This is a genomic window from Mesorhizobium sp. C395A, from assembly GCF_030323205.1.
Taxonomy (GTDB): Bacteria; Pseudomonadota; Alphaproteobacteria; order Rhizobiales; family Rhizobiaceae; genus Mesorhizobium.
Map to the genome: position 1 here is coordinate 5,229,781 of NZ_CP100473.1, position 15,690 is coordinate 5,245,470.

Below are 15,690 nucleotides of genomic sequence, written 5' to 3' on the forward strand. Positions count from 1 at the left end.
CGGATCATGGCTACCGTCAAATTCACTGCGATGAAGGATGGCGACAGGCAAGACTACGAGTTCCTGACCGCCCATGAGATCGACTATGCCGCCAGGACCGGCGAGCGGCTGCTCGACGCTTTGGTGCAGCTCGACGAAGGCCTGTCCGGCTACAAGATCACCCGGCTCGGCCATTCGCTGCAGACGGCGACTCGTGCCTGGCGCGACGGCGCCGACACCGACTGGATCGCCTGCGCGCTGCTGCACGACATCGGCGACATCTACGCTCCCTACAATCACGACGAGTACGCCGCTTCGATCCTGAAACCTTTCGTGCGCGAACAATGCACCTGGGTGGTGGAAAAGCATGGCGACTTCCAGCGGCTCTATTACGCGCATCATCTCGGCGGCAACCGCCATGCTCGCGACCGCTTCGCCGGCCATGCCTATTTCGACGATTGCGACCAGTTCTGCGAACGCTGGGACCAGTCGAGCTTCGACCCGGACTACGACACGCTGCCGATCGCATTCTTCCGCCAGTTTGTGCTCGAAGTCTTCGCCCGCAAGGCCTACGACCCCTCCGTGATCCGCGTCGGCGAGCGCGTGCCTCTCATCGACCCTCAAACAGCCAAGACAAGAACCGGAGCCTGACCATGAGCATCATCAACAAGGCAGCCGCCATTGGCGGCGGTGTCATTGGCGCCGGCTGGGTGGCGCGGCTGCTGCTCAACGGCATCGACGTGTCGATCTTCGATCCGGACCCGGAAGCGTCGCGCAAGGTCTCGGAAGTGATGAAGGGCGCGCGCCGCGCCTACAGGCAGATGGTTCCCGGCGGCCTGCCCAGGGAAGGCAGACTGACCTTTGCCAAGACCATCGCCGAGGCGGTGGCCGACGCCGATTTCATCCAGGAGAGCGTGCCGGAGCGGCTCGACCTCAAACACCGCGTACTGGCCGAGATCGATCTCTACGCGCCGGCCAACGCCATTGTCGGCTCGTCCACCTCGGGCATCAAGCCGACCGACATGCAGGTGGCGATGAAGAAGCATCCGGAGCGTCTGGTTGTCGGACATCCCTTCAACCCGGTCTATCTGCTGCCGCTGGTCGAGATCGTCGGCGGCGAACAGACCTTTCCAGAGGCGATCGAGGTCGCAAAGGAGATCTATGCATCGATCGGCATGAAGCCGGTGGTGATCCGCAAGGAGATTGAGGCCTTTGTCGGCGACCGCCTGCTCGAAGCGGCGTGGCGTGAGGCGCTGTGGCTGATCAAGGACGGCATCTGCACCGTTGAGGAACTCGACGACATCATGCGCTATGGCTTCGGCCTGCGCTGGGCTCAGATGGGCATGTTCCAGGTCTACCGCGTCGCCGGCGGCGAGGCCGGCATGCGCCACTTTATGGCGCAGTTCGGGCCGTGCCTGAAATGGCCGTGGACCAAGCTGATGGACGTCCCGGAGTTCAACGACGAGCTGGTTGATCTGATCGCCACCCAGTCGGACGACCAGGCGCATGGCCTGTCGATCCGTGAGCTGGAAAAGATCCGCGACGACAATCTGGTCGCGATTATGGATGCTCTGTCGAAACAGAACAAAGGCAAGGGCTGGGGCGCCGGCGCCTTGCACAAGGACTATACCAGGCAATTGGCCAAGCTGGCGGCGAAGAAGCCGGCCGCATCCAGGGCCGCCGAGAAGTCCAAGGCATCCAAGCCGGTAAAGAAGGCGGAAAAACCGAAGAAAAAGAAGAAGGGCTGAAGACCATGGATTTCGGGCTGTCGGAGGAACAGAAGCTCATTGTCGAGACGACGCGCGCTTTCGTCGAGAACGAGCTTTACCCGCATGAACGCGAGGTCGAGCGCACCGGCGTGCTGCGCCGCGAGCTGATCGAGGAGATCAAGGTCAAGGCAATCGAAGCCGGGCTCTATGCGGCCAACATGCCGGCCGATGTCGGTGGCGCCGGCCTCGATACGGTGACTTGGCTGCTCTACGAGAAGGAACTCGGCCGCGCCAACTATGCGCTGCACTGGACCTGCGTCGCGCGCCCCTCCAACATCCTGCTCGCCGGCACGCCCGAGCAGCGCGAAAAGTACCTGTTCCCGTGCATCCGCGGCGAGAAGTGGGACTGCCTGGCGATGACCGAGCCCGGCGCCGGCTCCGACCTGCGAGGCATGAAGGCGACCGCGGTGCAGGACGGCGACGACTGGGTCCTTAACGGCACCAAGCATTTCATCTCCCATGCCGATCTCGCCGATTTCGCGATTTGTTTTATGGCTTCGGGCGAGGAAGAAACGCCGCGCGGCAAGCGCAAGAAGATCACCGCCTTCTTCGTCGACAAGGGCACCAAGGGGTTCACCGTGCGCGACGGCTACCGCAACGTCTCGCATCGCGGCTACACCAACGCCATCCTCGAATTCGACGATTGCCGCCTGCCGGCAAGCCAGGTGCTGGGTGAGGTCCACAAGGGCTTCGACGTCGCCAATTCCTGGCTCGGCGCCACGCGCCTGCAGGTCGGCGCCACCTGTCTCGGCCGCGCCGAGCGGGCACTCGGCCACGCCATCGAATACTCGGCGCAACGCCAGCAGTTCGGCCAGCAGATCGGCAAGTTCCAGGGCGTGTCGTTCAAGCTCGCCGACATGGCGACGGAACTGAAGGCGGCGGACCTGATGGTGTTCGAAGCCGGCTGGAAGTACGATCAGGGCACCGTCACCGATCAGGACATGGCCATGGCGAAGCTGAAGGCTACCGAAATGCTCGCCTTTGTTGCCGACGAAGCAATCCAGATCCATGGCGGCATGGGGCTGATGGATGACCTGCCGCTGGAGCGCATCTGGCGCGACGCCCGCGTCGAGCGCATCTGGGAAGGGACGTCGGAAATCCAGCGCCACATCATTTCGCGGGCGCTGCTGCGCCCGTTCGGGGCATAACCCATGCACAAGCTTGAGCGTCTGTTGCGCCCAAAATCCATCGCGGTGTTCGGCGGGGCCCAGGCCGCCGCCGTCGTCGCCCAATCGATCAAGATGGGCTTTGTCGGCGAAATCTGGCCGGTGCATCCGAACAAGGACGAGGTCGCCGGCCGCAAGGCCTATCGCTCGGTCGCCGACCTTCCCGACGCGCCCGACGCCGCCTTTGTCGGCGTAAACCGGCATCTCACCATCGAGGTGATCAAGGCGCTGGCCAAGCGTGGCGCCGGCGGCGCCGTCTGTTTTGCCGCGGGCTTTCTTGAGACCGAGGCCTATGACGATGACGGCGAGCGGCTGCAGGCCGAACTGGTGGCTGCCGCGGGCCAGATGCCGATCATCGGGCCGAACTGCTACGGCCTGATCAACTATGCCGATGGCGCGCTGCTATGGCCCGACCAGCATGGCGGCATCAGGCTGCCCGAAGGCGCCAAGGGCGTCGCCATCATCACCCAGTCCTCCAACATCGCCATCAACATGACGATGCAGAAGCGCGGCCTGCCGATCGCCTTCCTGATGACCGCCGGCAACCAGGCGCAGACCGGCCTCTCCGAAATGGCGCTCGGCCTGATCGAGGACGAGCGCGTCACCTCGCTCGGCCTGCACATCGAAGCCTTCGATTCGGTAGCCGGCTTCGAGAAGCTGGCGGCGCGGGCGCGCGAACTGAAGAAGCCGATCATCGCCATGAAGGTCGGTCGCTCCGAACAGGCGCGGCAGGCGACGGTCTCGCACACGGCATCGCTGGCTGGCTCGGACGCTGCCTCGGGCGCATTCCTGCGGCGGCTCGGCATTGCCCGCGTCGATTCCATCCCCGCCTTCATCGAGGCGCTGAAGCTGCTGCATGTCACCGGGCCGCTGCCCGGCTATCGTCTGTCGTCGATGAGCTGCTCCGGCGGCGAAGCCTCTGTCATGGCCGACAGCGCCGAAGGCCGCTGGGTCAATTTCCCGGAGCTCACCAGCAAGCACCGCGCCCATGTCAAATCGACGCTCGGGCCGCTGGTCGCGGTCGCCAACCCGTTGGACTATCACACCTTCATCTGGAACAACGAGCCGGCGATGACCGCAACCTTCACCGCCATGGTGTCGGGTGGCTTCGACCTCAACATGCTGGTGCTCGATTTCCCGCGCCCCGACCGCTGCTCGGTCACCGACTGGTGGGCGACGCTGCGCGCCTTCGAATCGGCGCTGAAGACCAACAAGGCGCATGGTGCGATCGTCTCCTCGCTGCCGGAGAACCTGCCGGAGGAATACACCGCCGAACTGATGGCGCGCGGCATGGTGCCGTTGTTCGGCATCTCCGAGGCCATGGATGCCGCAGGTGCGGCAGCCTTCATCGGCTGGGCCTGGGCCGAGCCGCAGGCGCAGTCTATCGACACGTCGGCTGCAGGTGCGGCCGGAGGTGACCATGTCACCCCTGACGAGGCCGAAGCCAAGGCGCGGTTGATCAAGGCCGGCTTGCCTGTGCCGAAGGCAGAACGTGCCGCCAATGCTGTCGAGGCCGTCATCTCATCGATGGCGCTCGGCTTCCCGGTGGCGCTGAAGGCGCTCGGAGTCACCCACAAATCGGAAGTCGGCGCGGTCAGGCTGAACCTCAAGGACGCCGAATCCGTGAGCACGGCGGCGCATGATCTGCTGCCGCTCGGCACCGGCCTCTATCTCGAGCGCATGGTGCGCGACGGCGTTGCCGAGTTGATCGTCGGCTTCACCCGCGATCCGATGTTCGGCGCGGTCATGACGCTGGGCACCGGAGGCGTGCTGGTCGAGCTGTTGCGCGACAGCGTCACGCTGATGCTGCCGGCGACGCGCGACGACATCGAGGCCGCCCTGCGTGGCCTCAAACTGTTTCCGCTGCTCGACGGCTATCGTGGCCGGCCCAAGGCCGATGTCGGCGCTGCCATCGACGCCATCGCGGGCATTGCCGGCTTCGTGCAGACGAATGCCGGAGAGATCGAGGAACTCGACATCAATCCGCTGATCGTCTGCGCCGAGGGCAAGGGCGCCTGGATCGCCGACGCGCTGCTGGTGCTGGGAGAGAAGAAGAATGTCTGACGTCATTTCCACCCGCCGCGAGGGCACCATCCTCGAGGTCACGCTCGACCGGCCCAAGGCCAACGCCATCGACCTCAAGACCTCGCGGCTGATGGGCGAGACCTTCAAGGCGTTCCGCGACGATCCCGGATTGCGCGTCGCCATCGTCAAGACCGCCGGCGACAAGTTCTTCTGCGCCGGCTGGGATTTGAAGGCAGCCGCCGGTGGCGACGCGGTCGACGGCGACTATGGCGTCGGCGGTTTTGCCGGCCTGCAGGAGCTGCGCGACATGAACAAGCCGATCATTGCCTGCGTCAACGGCATGGCGGTGGGCGGCGGCTTCGAGCTGGCGCTGTCCTGCGACCTCATTTTCGCCTCCGACCATTCCTCCTTCGCCCTGCCCGAAATCCGCGCCGGCACGCTGGCTGATGCCGCGACGATCAAGCTGCCCAAGCGCATTCCCTACCATGTCGCCATGGACCTTCTGCTCACCGGCCGCTGGATGGATGTGGCGGAAGCGCATCGCTGGGGCCTGGTCAACGAAGTGCTGCCCAAGGACAAGCTCGAGGAGCGCGTCTGGGAGATCGCAAGGCTGCTCGCCAGCGGCCCGCCGCTGGTGTTCGCCGCGATCAAGGAGACGGCGCGGGTGGCGGAGGCGCTGACCTTCCAGGACGCGATGAACCGCGTGACGCGCCGGCAATTGGCGACGGTCGATGCGCTTTATGGCTCGGAGGACAATATGGAAGGGTTCCGGGCTTTTGCGGAAAAGCGCGACCCGGTGTGGAAGGGGAAGTAGCCTCTTTACCCTCCCCTCGATGGGGAGGGTCGGACCGAAGGTCCGGGGTGGGGTGATGCGCCACCACCCCCACCCGCCGCTTCGCGGCGACCTCCCCCATCAAGGGGGAGGTAAAGGAGCTGCATGACCGACTACAAAACCCTCATCGACGCCGAGACCTGGGCCTTCATCGAGAAGACCAACTCCTACTATCCTCCCGACACGATCGACTACACCATCGCCCAGCAGCGTGCGATCTATGACAGGATGTGCCGCGAGTTTTTTGCCGGCTATCCCGATGGCGTGACGGCGGAAACGACAATCATTGCCGCCCACGACATCCCGATCCGCATTTATCGCAGCACGACACCGGGCCATGCCGCGATGGTGCTTTACATCCATGGCGGCGGCTTCATCCTCGGTGGGCTGGACAGCCATGACGATGTCTGCGCCGAGCTGTGCGCCCGGACCGGCTTCGAAGTGGTCTCCATCGACTACCGGCTGGCGCCGGAGCATCTGCACCCGGCCGCCTTCGACGATGCGCTGCATGCCTTCGAATGGACGGCCTCAAACTACGACTGCCCTATTTTGCTCTGCGGCGACAGCGCCGGCGGCAATCTCTGCGCGGCTCTCGCCCACGCGACGCGCAGCCATGCCAAAAAGTCGATCGGCCAGGTGCTGATCTATCCCGGCCTCGGCGGCGACCGTTCGCAAGGCTCCTATTTGACGCATGCGGAAGCGCCGATGCTGACGGTGCGCGATCTCGACTTCTACAGGGATGTCCGCACCGGCGGCCTCGATGGGACCGGCGACATCACTTTGTATCCACTGGCCGACGCAGATTTCATCGGCCTGCCACCGACAGTGCTGATCACCGCGCAATGCGACCCGCTGTCGTCGGACGGCGAGGCCTATCGCGATCGCGTCCTCGCTGCCGGCGGCCATGCCGCCTGGTTCGAGGAGCCGGGACTGGTGCACGGCTATCTCCGGGCCAGGCACACGGTTGGCCGGGCCCGCGCCAGCTTCAACCGTATCGTCGAAGCGGTGTCGGTGCTGGGCAAGGGCGACTGGATCTGGTGATCCGGCTCAACCGCGGACAAAGGCGATCAGTTCCTCAGCCATGCGATCGTTGAATTCCTGACGAAAGCGATTCTTCTTCAGCCATTCAGGGTTTGAGCCGACGGTCTTGTTGGCATCCACGACAACGCCTTTGCCATCGACAATGAAATAGTCGATGGCGCCGAAGTCCAGGTTGAGCCGCTGCCGCACCGCCAGCACTTCCGGTGGCACGGCGCCGCCCACCTCATTGCTCAGGATTTTTGAGCCGGCGCACAACACATCGTCGTAGACCTGCCGCATGTTGACCTCGGCACCGAGCAGGAACATGTAGCGGTGCTTGACGATGGGCAGGTCGAGGGTATCGAAAGCGAACTGTTCCACCATCAGGCGATTGTTGCGCCATACATCCCGCGGAACCTCGCCGATCGTCTGGTAGACCTTATAGGGCGGGCACAGGCGGTCCTTGTAGCCGGGTTCGAAGAGCTTGCGGATGGCATGCGCGCTCCTGGTCAGGCCGTTGCGATGCTGCCACCAGCGCTGCTCTGGTCGGCCCCTGGAGTTGAGGACCGTCTTGACGACAACCGGCCCCTTGTGGCTGTCGCCGGCCTCCAGCTTCAGTGTCGAATAAAGGTGCCGGTGGATGGACAGCGCGCGGCCATTGATGGTGCGGTCGTAGAGGTGGCCGAGCCCGCGGTACGTTGGCGGCACGACTGTCAGGTCGACATGCAGAAAGGCCACCGGCGCCCGATCTCGGCCGGCTGGCCGGTCGAGCAGGCGCACTTTCAATCCAGCCTGTTCCAGGTAAGGCAGCAACTGCGCGATGCTATAGCTCCGCACCAGTCGGAAATTGCGCAGGCTCTCTACATAGACATCGAGATCGGCGGCAGACACCGAACGCTATTCCTTGATATCGACGCCCGAGAAATCATGGTGATCAAAGGGGTCCATGACATAGCCCGTCACCTGTTCGCGCATCGGGATCGAGACCACGGAGTGGGCGATAGCGACCCACGGCATCTGCTCCCTGAAGATCGTTTGCGCCTGCGAATAGAGTTTTGCGCGGGCAGCGGGATCGACGATCCCGGCTGCCTGCTTGAGCAGATCGTCGAAGGCCGGAAAACACCAGTTGGCACGATTGGTGGTGCCGACGCCGGCACAGCCAAGCGGCACCGACAGGAAGTTATCGGGGTCGCCATTGTCGCCGGTGAAGCCGAACAGCATGGCGCCGTCGCGGTCGCGTGACTTCGAGCGGGCAAGGTATTCAGTCCACTCATACGTCACGACTTCCACGGTGACACCGATCTTTGCCAGGTCGGACTGGATCATTTCGGCCATACGCTGCGCATTCGGGTTATACGGACGCTGCACCGGCATCGCCCAGATCTTCATGTGCAGGTCTTTTACGCCGGCATCGGCGAGCCCCTGCCTGGCGGCAGCGGGGTCGAAGACATGATCGGGGCTCGTCTTGTCATAGGCCCAGGAGGTTGGCGGCAGCGGATTGCGTGCGACTTCGCCGGTGCCGCGGAATACGACGTCGACCAGCGCCTGCGTGTCGATGGCAATGGCGATCGCCTTCCTCACCCTTGGATCGTCGAAGGGCTTCTGCAAGGTGTTGAAGGCGAGGTATCCCGTATTGAGGCCCTCCTGCCGCATGACCTTGATTCCGGGCGTCGCCTTGATCGCCTCCAGGTCGGCCGGATTTGGATAGGGCATGAGATCGCATTCGCCGGCGCGCAGCTTTTCCATGCGAATGCTGGCATCGGTGGCAATGGCGAAGACGAGATCGTCGATCTTCGGCTTGCCGCGCCAGTAGTCCGGATTGGCCTTGTAGCGGATGACTGCATCCTGCTGGTAGTCGACAAGCTGGAACGGACCCGTCCCGACCGGCTTCAGCGCCAGGTCGAGAAGCCGCTTCTCTGCGACGAGCTTGTCGGCATATTCCTTGGAAACGACCGAAGCGAAATCCATCGCCAGGTCGGCTAGCATCGGCGAATGCGGCGCCTTCAGCGTCATCACCACAGTATGGTCGTCAAGCTTGCGCCAACCGGCGACAAGATCCGGCATGCCGATGCCGTCGAAGTAAATGTACTGGCGTTTGGCGTAATTGTTGAACGGGTTCTGCGCGTTGGCCTGCCGGTCGAAGGTGAACAGCACGTCATCGGCATTGAAGTCGCGACTAGGCGTAAAGCCCTCGACGCTGTGGAATTTCACGCCCTGCCGCAGGTGGAATGTGTAGGTGAGGCCATCGTCGGAAATCTCCCAGCTTTCGGCAAGGCCGGGGCGCACCTTGGTGGTGCCGGGCTCGAACTCAACCATGCGGTTATAGAGAGCGGTGGCCGAGGCGTCGCGGGATCCGGAGGCGAGTGCGGGATCGAACGTATCGGGGCTAACCTCGGTGCAGTAGACCAAGGTCTTGGCTAAGGATTGATGGACCGGCAACGCACATGGAAAAAGCGCCGCCAGCAATAGAACGAAGTGCCTGCGTGTCATGATACCCCCCAGGGTTGGGAAGACGCTAGCAGAAGCCGGCACTGACGGTAAGTAAGCCGGCCGGTCTTTCGCGCGCCAAGACTGTTTTCCACCTGAGTTGACACAAGGAATTAGCCGCGCCTCTGTGAAATGGCGGACAGACCCGGCCGCCGTTTTGCATGAACCTTTCTGCTCCAGCCGGCGACTGACGACCAGGCGCCGCATGGTGCGGGCCGGAAAGGATGCCCCATGACCAGGACCCCAGAGGCTCCACGGTCTCCGGGACCAACGCAAGCTCAGCGCGACCACCGCCTTCGGGATGGAGTCGATGCGCTGGGCTTTCGGCTGATTCCGTTGACCCTGCGCAGGAGCAGGCGTATCGTGAAGATGAGGAAAGCAGACAATTCGATCAGGGACGAACGTGCCGGAACGCCGCGCCTTGCCCTGTTTCGCGCGGCCGGACCGGATGTTCCTCCCGAAAACTTCGGGGGGAGTTTTATGTCCTGCGATCGCGGCGCGTCCATGTCGTTTCCAAGCGGTTTCCGCCGTTCGCTCCATCTGGGCGGCGGTTTGCTTGCCCTGGCGCTGAGCGCCACGCTCTGGTTGGGCACAGCCGCCCAAGCGCAGGAAACCCAGATCGTCTATCCCGGCTCGATGGCGGTCACCGGATTTTCCGGCACCGTCATTCCCAATTTCGACTCTGCCGATTCCGAAAGGGGGGGGCTGCCGCCCGGCGTCGACCCGGTCGACGAAACCTTCATCGACACGACGCGCGCCACCTTGCGCGTCTTCGACGTTTCGGCGCTCGGCGGACCGGCTTCCGGCCAGCTCGTCTACACGCCGCCGCCTTTCGAGGTGACGGCCGAACAGATCGGCCAGGTATTCGCCATCACCTATGATGACGGTATGCGCGACGGCGTTCCCTCGGGCGTCCCCAATCTCTATGCCGGCGCTACCTCGCTGCACGGCATCCGTATCGTCACCCCGGACGAAGATGCCGACGGTCGGCCCGAGCGACAGCGCCGCGGCACCGCAGGCGCCGTCTTCATGGACGGCCAGTTCGGCACCGAAAGCGGTGGCGGTCCGGGCACGATCTGGAAGATCGACGGCATCACCGGCGCGGTCTCCAAATTCGCCGACATAGACACCAACAGCGGTTCCGGCATCGGCGACATCAGCTTCGACAGCAATCACCGCGAGTTCTTCGCCAGCGATCTCGACACCGGCCTCATCCACCGCCTCGACGCCAACGGCACGCTGATCGACACATTCGATCACGGCGTTGCCGGGCGGCCGGCGCATGGGCCGGCTCCCGTCGCCGATGACGGTGCGGTGATGGACATACAGGGTGCTGCCTTCGACTCGGAAGACCCCGACACATGGGGCTACACGCAGGACGAACGCCGCGTCTGGTCCGTCGCCTATCATGGCGGCCGGCTCTATTATTCGGTCGGCGAAAAGGCCGAGATCTGGTCGGTTGGCATTGCCCGCGATGGCAGCTTTGCCGGTGATCCGCGCTGGGAGCTGACGGTCAAGGCCGACAAGGACTACGCCGTCACCGACATCGCCTTCGACAACCAGGGCTTCATGTATCTGGCGCAGCGCGGCCCGGTCGAGAATCGCTACGATTACAGCCAGTTCGCCGATTCCGGCAAGGGCGAGGTCATCCGCTACTGGCGCGAAAACCCGGACGATCCGGCGACGGAATCGGTCTGGGTGGAAGAGCCGCAGGAATATGCAGTCGGCTTCCCGCAAGGCAACCGGCAGTCGGCCGGTGGGCTCGACCTGCAATATGGCTATGACGCCGACGGCAATCTCGACACCGGCGTGTGCACCGACACGCTGGTCAACACCGGCGACAAGCTGCGCGACAACCCGACACTTGCCGACCAGCTCGCCGCCGGCGGGCCGCTTGCCGTGCACGGCGTGCAGATCACGCCGACGCCGTTGGTCAAGCCGGCCAACGTGCCGCCTTTCGGCTCGTGGTTCGTCGACTTCGACGGCTATTTCGAAGACCCAGAAGTGGAAGGCCATGTCGGCGACGTCGAGGTCTGGCACCCCTGCGACGGCCGTGCCGGCTATTATGAAGAGATCCCAGGCGGTTATCTGCCGCCGTTCTATCCGCCGGGCTTCCCACCGCCCGGCGATCTGCCTCCGTGCATCGATGTCGAGGATGTTCAGTTCTACTGCACGCCTCGCGGCCTCCAGGCCGACCTCTATCTCCATGACCATGCCGGCTTTGGCGGCGATTCGATCAAGGTCCAGTCCATGACACCAGGCGTCGGGGTGACATCACCCCAGTCGCATGCTCCCGGTAAGCCTTACACGGTCGACATCACCGGCCATTCTCCGGGCGACAGAGTCGATGTTGGACTTTGCTTCTACAGGCAGTCCGACAAGGACAAGGGTGGCTACTACCCTTGCTGCAAGATGACTTTGCCGCTCAGAACCCCAGCCGTCAGCTGCGAACGTTGAGGAGGGGAAGATGAAAAATCTCGCACTTTCCCCGACCGCGAACAGCAGTCAATCCAACGTCATGGAGACCATCATGAAACCCCTGTCATATGCCAGGCGCGGCGCGCGCTGGCTGATGGCGGCCGGTATCGCGGTCGCCATGTTCACCCCTGTGGCAAGCCACGCCGAAGATGCAGTCCCGATCACTCCGGAACTGCGGCTCGACCTCGACAATTCAAAAATCGTCAATCCGAGGCCGGAACGGATCGTGCCGTTCTTCACCAAAACAGGCACACAGAGGAGCTGCGACTACGTCGTCTACTCTCTGAGCTTTGGCCTGCGCGGCGACTCGCAAGGCTTTGCCGACCCAAGCTTTTCGGCCAGGCTGAAGAAACTCCAACTCGACTTCAAGGATCAGCTTCCGCACGGTCTTGCGATCGTCAACGTCAACGTGTCCGGCGACGGCACGGATGCGTCTGGCGGACCGCTGCCGGGTGCGACAATCAGCACCTCGGCTAATCCGAACGATACGGCAACGGTTTCCGATTTCCGGATTTCCACCACCGATCTCGACGGCGCTGGGGCTGGCAATGAACGCGTCATCAATTTCAAGATCACCGCCAAGATCGACCATGCGGCGTTTCCTTCGCCGACCATCGTCGACAACCAGGGCATGATCAAGGTGACGCCGGGCGTCGGCACGGGGGCCATCATCCCGTCGCAGGATCCGGGCAAGCCCGACGACGGCGACTACAAGACCGGGGCCAAGACCTCGATCAAGATCGACCTCACCAATTGTGACAAGCGGCCTCCGCCTCCCGACCGGGAATGTTTCAAGGTGGAGCGCGGCACGGTCGATTGCATGCAAGGCGGCGGCGCGTTCATCTACCACATGCCTGTCGGCCCGGAGATGGGCGGCAAATGGGTGCAGGTATCGACGACGACCCCAGGCATCACCATCATCCCCGACACGCAAATGGTGCCGGCGGGCGGCGGTGTGCTGAACTGGAAGATCGTCGGTGCGTCGCCCGGCGACGTCATCCACCTCATCGTCACCGGCATCGAGACCTATGCCGGCCCGAAGGAGGGCTGGGGACTATGCTGCACGCAGACCATCGACATCGTCATCCCGCGTGACTTGAGATGTCCGCCCAAGGACAAGGAACCGGACCTCAAGGTCGAGAAACGCGCCGACGTGACGCGTTGCACGATGGGCGGCGGCTGCGACTTCACCATCAAGGTCACCAATGTCGGCGACGGGCCGTATCACGGCAAGATCGTGCTCGACGAGGTGACGCTGCCGGCCGGCTCGACTCTGGATTCAGGGCCCAATCCGCCCTGGGTATGCATGCCCGGCGTGACCCCGATGACGTGCACCTATCCGGTGACCACGCTCAATCCGGGGGCCTCCATCAACCTCAAGCTCGGCTTCAAGCCGGCGGGTGGTTGGCAAGGCAGCGCGCTGCGCAACTGCGCCACCTATAACTACGGCGCCAGCGGCAAGCCGCTGTTCGGCAGCCAGCAGAACGATCGCGGCTGTGCCTCGATCCCGATCTGCCGGCGTGGCGACCGCGACCGCGATTGCCGGCCCCCGGTCGACAAGAAGGTCGACCTGATCCTGAAGAAGCGTGCCCGCATCCCGGTCTGCACGCCCGACGGCATCTGCTACTTCGTGATCGACATCATCAACAATGGCAGCGTCCCCTATAATGGGCCGCTGACGGTTATCGACAATTACCCGGGCGGCGCGCCGGCCTCTTCGACCTTCGGCCCGTCTCCGCCCTGGACATGCGGACCGAACGGTCCCGGCCAGTTCCGCTGCGACAATGCCGGCATCGTGCTGATGCCGGGCGCCTCGACGCCGATCGTCGTCAAGGCGGTCATGCCGGCCGGCTACCAGTCGGATTCGGTCGAGAACTGCGCGGCGCTGAAGCCCGTCCCCGGTGAGGTCGACCTCACCAACAACAAGGCCTGCGCCAAGGAACGCTTCCGTCATCCCAATGGGGGCAAGCCGACCCTGCGCATAACCAAGGTGTGCAACGGCTCGCTCGCCGGTGCGGCGGTGGTTTCCTGCCGCATCACCGTCATCAGCCTTGGCACCGCTGCCCCCACCGGTCCGGTGCGGGTCAACGATGCTGCCACGCTGATATCGGGTGGCGCGCCGGTCCAGATCCAGACCGTCACACCCGACGGCGCGGAATGGGCCTGCGGAGCGGTTCCGGCCAACGCGCTGTCGTGCCAGATACCCGGCGCCGCGATGACTCCCGGAACATCGAGGCACTTCGATGTGACGGTCTCGGCCAATGGCGCGTTCGAGAACTGCGCACGCGGCTCATACGGCCCGGCCCCTGGAGACGATATCGTCTACCCGATCGGCCAGGCCTGCGCCAAGGGCGGCGGCACGTCCACCATCAGCGTCAAGAAGACCGGCGATGCCGAGTGCCAGCCCGGGCAACCCTGCTCGTTCGAGATCACCATCACCAATGATGGCCAGACCGCCTTCTCCGGTCCGGTCCGCATCGGCGATGCGATCGGGGTGGACGGGCTGGGGCGGCTGCAAGGCGTCGCGATCACCTCGATCGAACCGCCCTTTGGCTGCTCGCCCGAACCGACGACCTTGCCGTTGACCTGCATTGCCAACCTGACGCTCGGCGCCGGGGAAAGCCATGTGCACAAGGTCACCGCGGTCCTTCCCGACGCTCCCCTGGTCAATCTGCGGGGCAACGTCAGCGGCCAGAACTGCATCGGCGTCTTGTCTCCCGACACCAGGGTGCAAGGCGGCGGCGACGTACTGCCCGGCGACCTGACCAACGTCCAGGGCGATCGCGGCAAGGCCTATGCCTGCCATCCGTTCACCATCAAGCGCGAGGTGAAGAAGGAATGCTCGCCAGGCTTCGTCATGAACGATGCCGGCCGGTGCGTGTGTCCGGAAGGCACGACGTTCCGCAACGGCCAGTGCTCGCCCGACGGCGGCGTCATCATCCAGCCGAAGGATCCGAGGCCCTGTGTGCTGCTCAAGGGCCAGATCCGCACCGAGGATGGACGCTGTGTCTGCCCGCGCGGAACCGAGCTTGAGAACGGCGCGTGCGTCAAGACCGACAAGCCTGGCTGCACCATCCCCGGTTCGGTCCCGACGTCGGACGGCAATGGCTGCTACTGCCCGGAAGGTACGCATCTCGACCGACAGGCAAATGCCTGCGTGCGCGACAAGCAGAAGCCTCAGGAGTGCAGCATACGCGGCCAGGTTCATGACGCCGATGGCGATTGTGTCTGCCCGCGTGGGACAGAGGTGCGCAATGGAGCCTGCCGGCCGATCCGGCCAAAGCCTGAACAATGCTCGATCCGTGGTCAGATCCAAAACGCCAATGGCGATTGCGTCTGCCCGGACGGCACAGAAGTCAGGGGCAAGGTCTGCCGGCCGATCCGGCCGAAGCCCGAGCAGTGCTCGATCCGCGGCCAGGTCCACGACGCCAACGGCAATTGTGTCTGCCCGCGGGGTACCGAGGTGCAAGGCAATGCCTGCCGGCAGAAGAAGCCTGTGCTGGAACAGTGCGACATACGCGGCCAGGTGCACAACAAGCGCGGCGAGTGTGTTTGCCCGCGCGGCACCCAGGTGATCGACGGCGCATGCCGCAAGCCGAGGCCGCAGGTGGGAGACTGCGCCCCGGGCTCGCAGATGGTCGGCGGCCAGTGCGTGCCGATCATCAGGCGGCGCTGCCCCGAAGGCACGGTTGGTCGGTTCCCGAACTGCAGGGCGATCCGGCAGCAGCCGTCGCTCGATCCGACCCTGTTGCTCAATCCAGGTGTCCTTCAGCAGTTCATACCGAAGCGCACGCCGCAGACGCAGGTACAGCCGCAAAGGGATCCGGCGGCCAACTTCAAGCCATAGGATCTGATACGAGTCAAAATTCAGAACCCCGCCGGAGCGATTCGGCGGGTTTTTTTTCGTCAGCGCGATCGGGGTCCGCCGCATCTC

The 15,690-nt window shown here is 64.0% G+C and carries 10 protein-coding genes; 8 read left to right on the plus strand and 2 right to left on the minus strand.

Annotated features, from left to right (window positions below; translation table 11 throughout):
• Positions 1–6: 6 nt before the first annotated feature.
• The 6 genes from NLY37_RS25540 (at position 7) to NLY37_RS25565 (ending at position 6,812) form a co-directional block, all read left to right on the plus strand.
• The gene (locus NLY37_RS25540; protein WP_023742556.1) at positions 7–630 is read left to right on the plus strand and encodes an HD domain-containing protein; all 624 of its coding nucleotides are present in this window, start codon (positions 7–9) and stop codon (positions 628–630) included.
• Positions 631–632: 2 nt separating this feature from the next.
• A complete protein-coding gene (locus NLY37_RS25545) occupies positions 633–1,727 on the plus strand; it encodes a carnitine 3-dehydrogenase (RefSeq protein ID WP_023742555.1) in 1,095 nt (364 codons plus the stop codon).
• 5 nt (positions 1,728–1,732) lie between these two features.
• Entirely contained in the window at positions 1,733–2,896 is a 1,164-nt protein-coding gene (locus NLY37_RS25550; protein WP_023684275.1) for an acyl-CoA dehydrogenase family protein, read from the plus strand.
• Between the two features lie 3 nt (positions 2,897–2,899).
• Positions 2,900–4,978: an acetate--CoA ligase family protein gene (locus tag NLY37_RS25555; RefSeq protein WP_023742554.1), complete on the plus strand. Its 2,079-nt coding sequence runs from the start codon at positions 2,900–2,902 to the stop codon at positions 4,976–4,978.
• Positions 4,971–5,753 (plus strand): carnitinyl-CoA dehydratase, encoded by a 783-nt coding sequence (locus NLY37_RS25560; protein WP_023711294.1) that lies wholly within the window; start codon positions 4,971–4,973, stop codon positions 5,751–5,753. Before NLY37_RS25555 ends, NLY37_RS25560 begins: the two co-directional genes overlap by 8 nt.
• 123 nt (positions 5,754–5,876) lie before the next feature.
• Positions 5,877–6,812: an alpha/beta hydrolase gene (locus NLY37_RS25565; protein ID WP_023742553.1), complete on the plus strand. Its 936-nt coding sequence runs from the start codon at positions 5,877–5,879 to the stop codon at positions 6,810–6,812.
• 6 nt (positions 6,813–6,818) lie between these two features.
• Here the strand turns inward: NLY37_RS25565 and NLY37_RS25570 are convergent, their stop codons facing one another.
• Positions 6,819–7,682 carry a hypothetical protein gene (locus NLY37_RS25570; RefSeq protein ID WP_023742552.1) on the minus strand — a complete coding sequence of 288 codons (864 nt, stop codon included), beginning with the start codon at positions 7,680–7,682 and terminating at the stop codon, positions 6,819–6,821.
• Between the two features lie 6 nt (positions 7,683–7,688).
• Positions 7,689–9,281 (minus strand): ABC transporter substrate-binding protein, encoded by a 1,593-nt coding sequence (locus NLY37_RS25575; protein ID WP_023742551.1) that lies wholly within the window; start codon positions 9,279–9,281, stop codon positions 7,689–7,691.
• A 501-nt stretch (positions 9,282–9,782) separates the two neighbouring features.
• On the opposite strand from NLY37_RS25575, the gene NLY37_RS25580 reads away from it, so the two are divergent.
• Together NLY37_RS25580 and NLY37_RS25585 are read left to right on the plus strand one after the other, a co-directional pair.
• Positions 9,783–11,735 carry a hypothetical protein gene (locus tag NLY37_RS25580; RefSeq protein WP_245270986.1) on the plus strand — a complete coding sequence of 651 codons (1,953 nt, stop codon included), beginning with the start codon at positions 9,783–9,785 and terminating at the stop codon, positions 11,733–11,735.
• A 10-nt stretch (positions 11,736–11,745) separates the two neighbouring features.
• The gene (locus tag NLY37_RS25585) at positions 11,746–15,603 is read left to right on the plus strand and encodes a DUF7929 domain-containing protein (RefSeq protein ID WP_023742549.1); all 3,858 of its coding nucleotides are present in this window, start codon (positions 11,746–11,748) and stop codon (positions 15,601–15,603) included.
• The last annotated feature ends 87 nt before the right edge of the window (positions 15,604–15,690 follow it).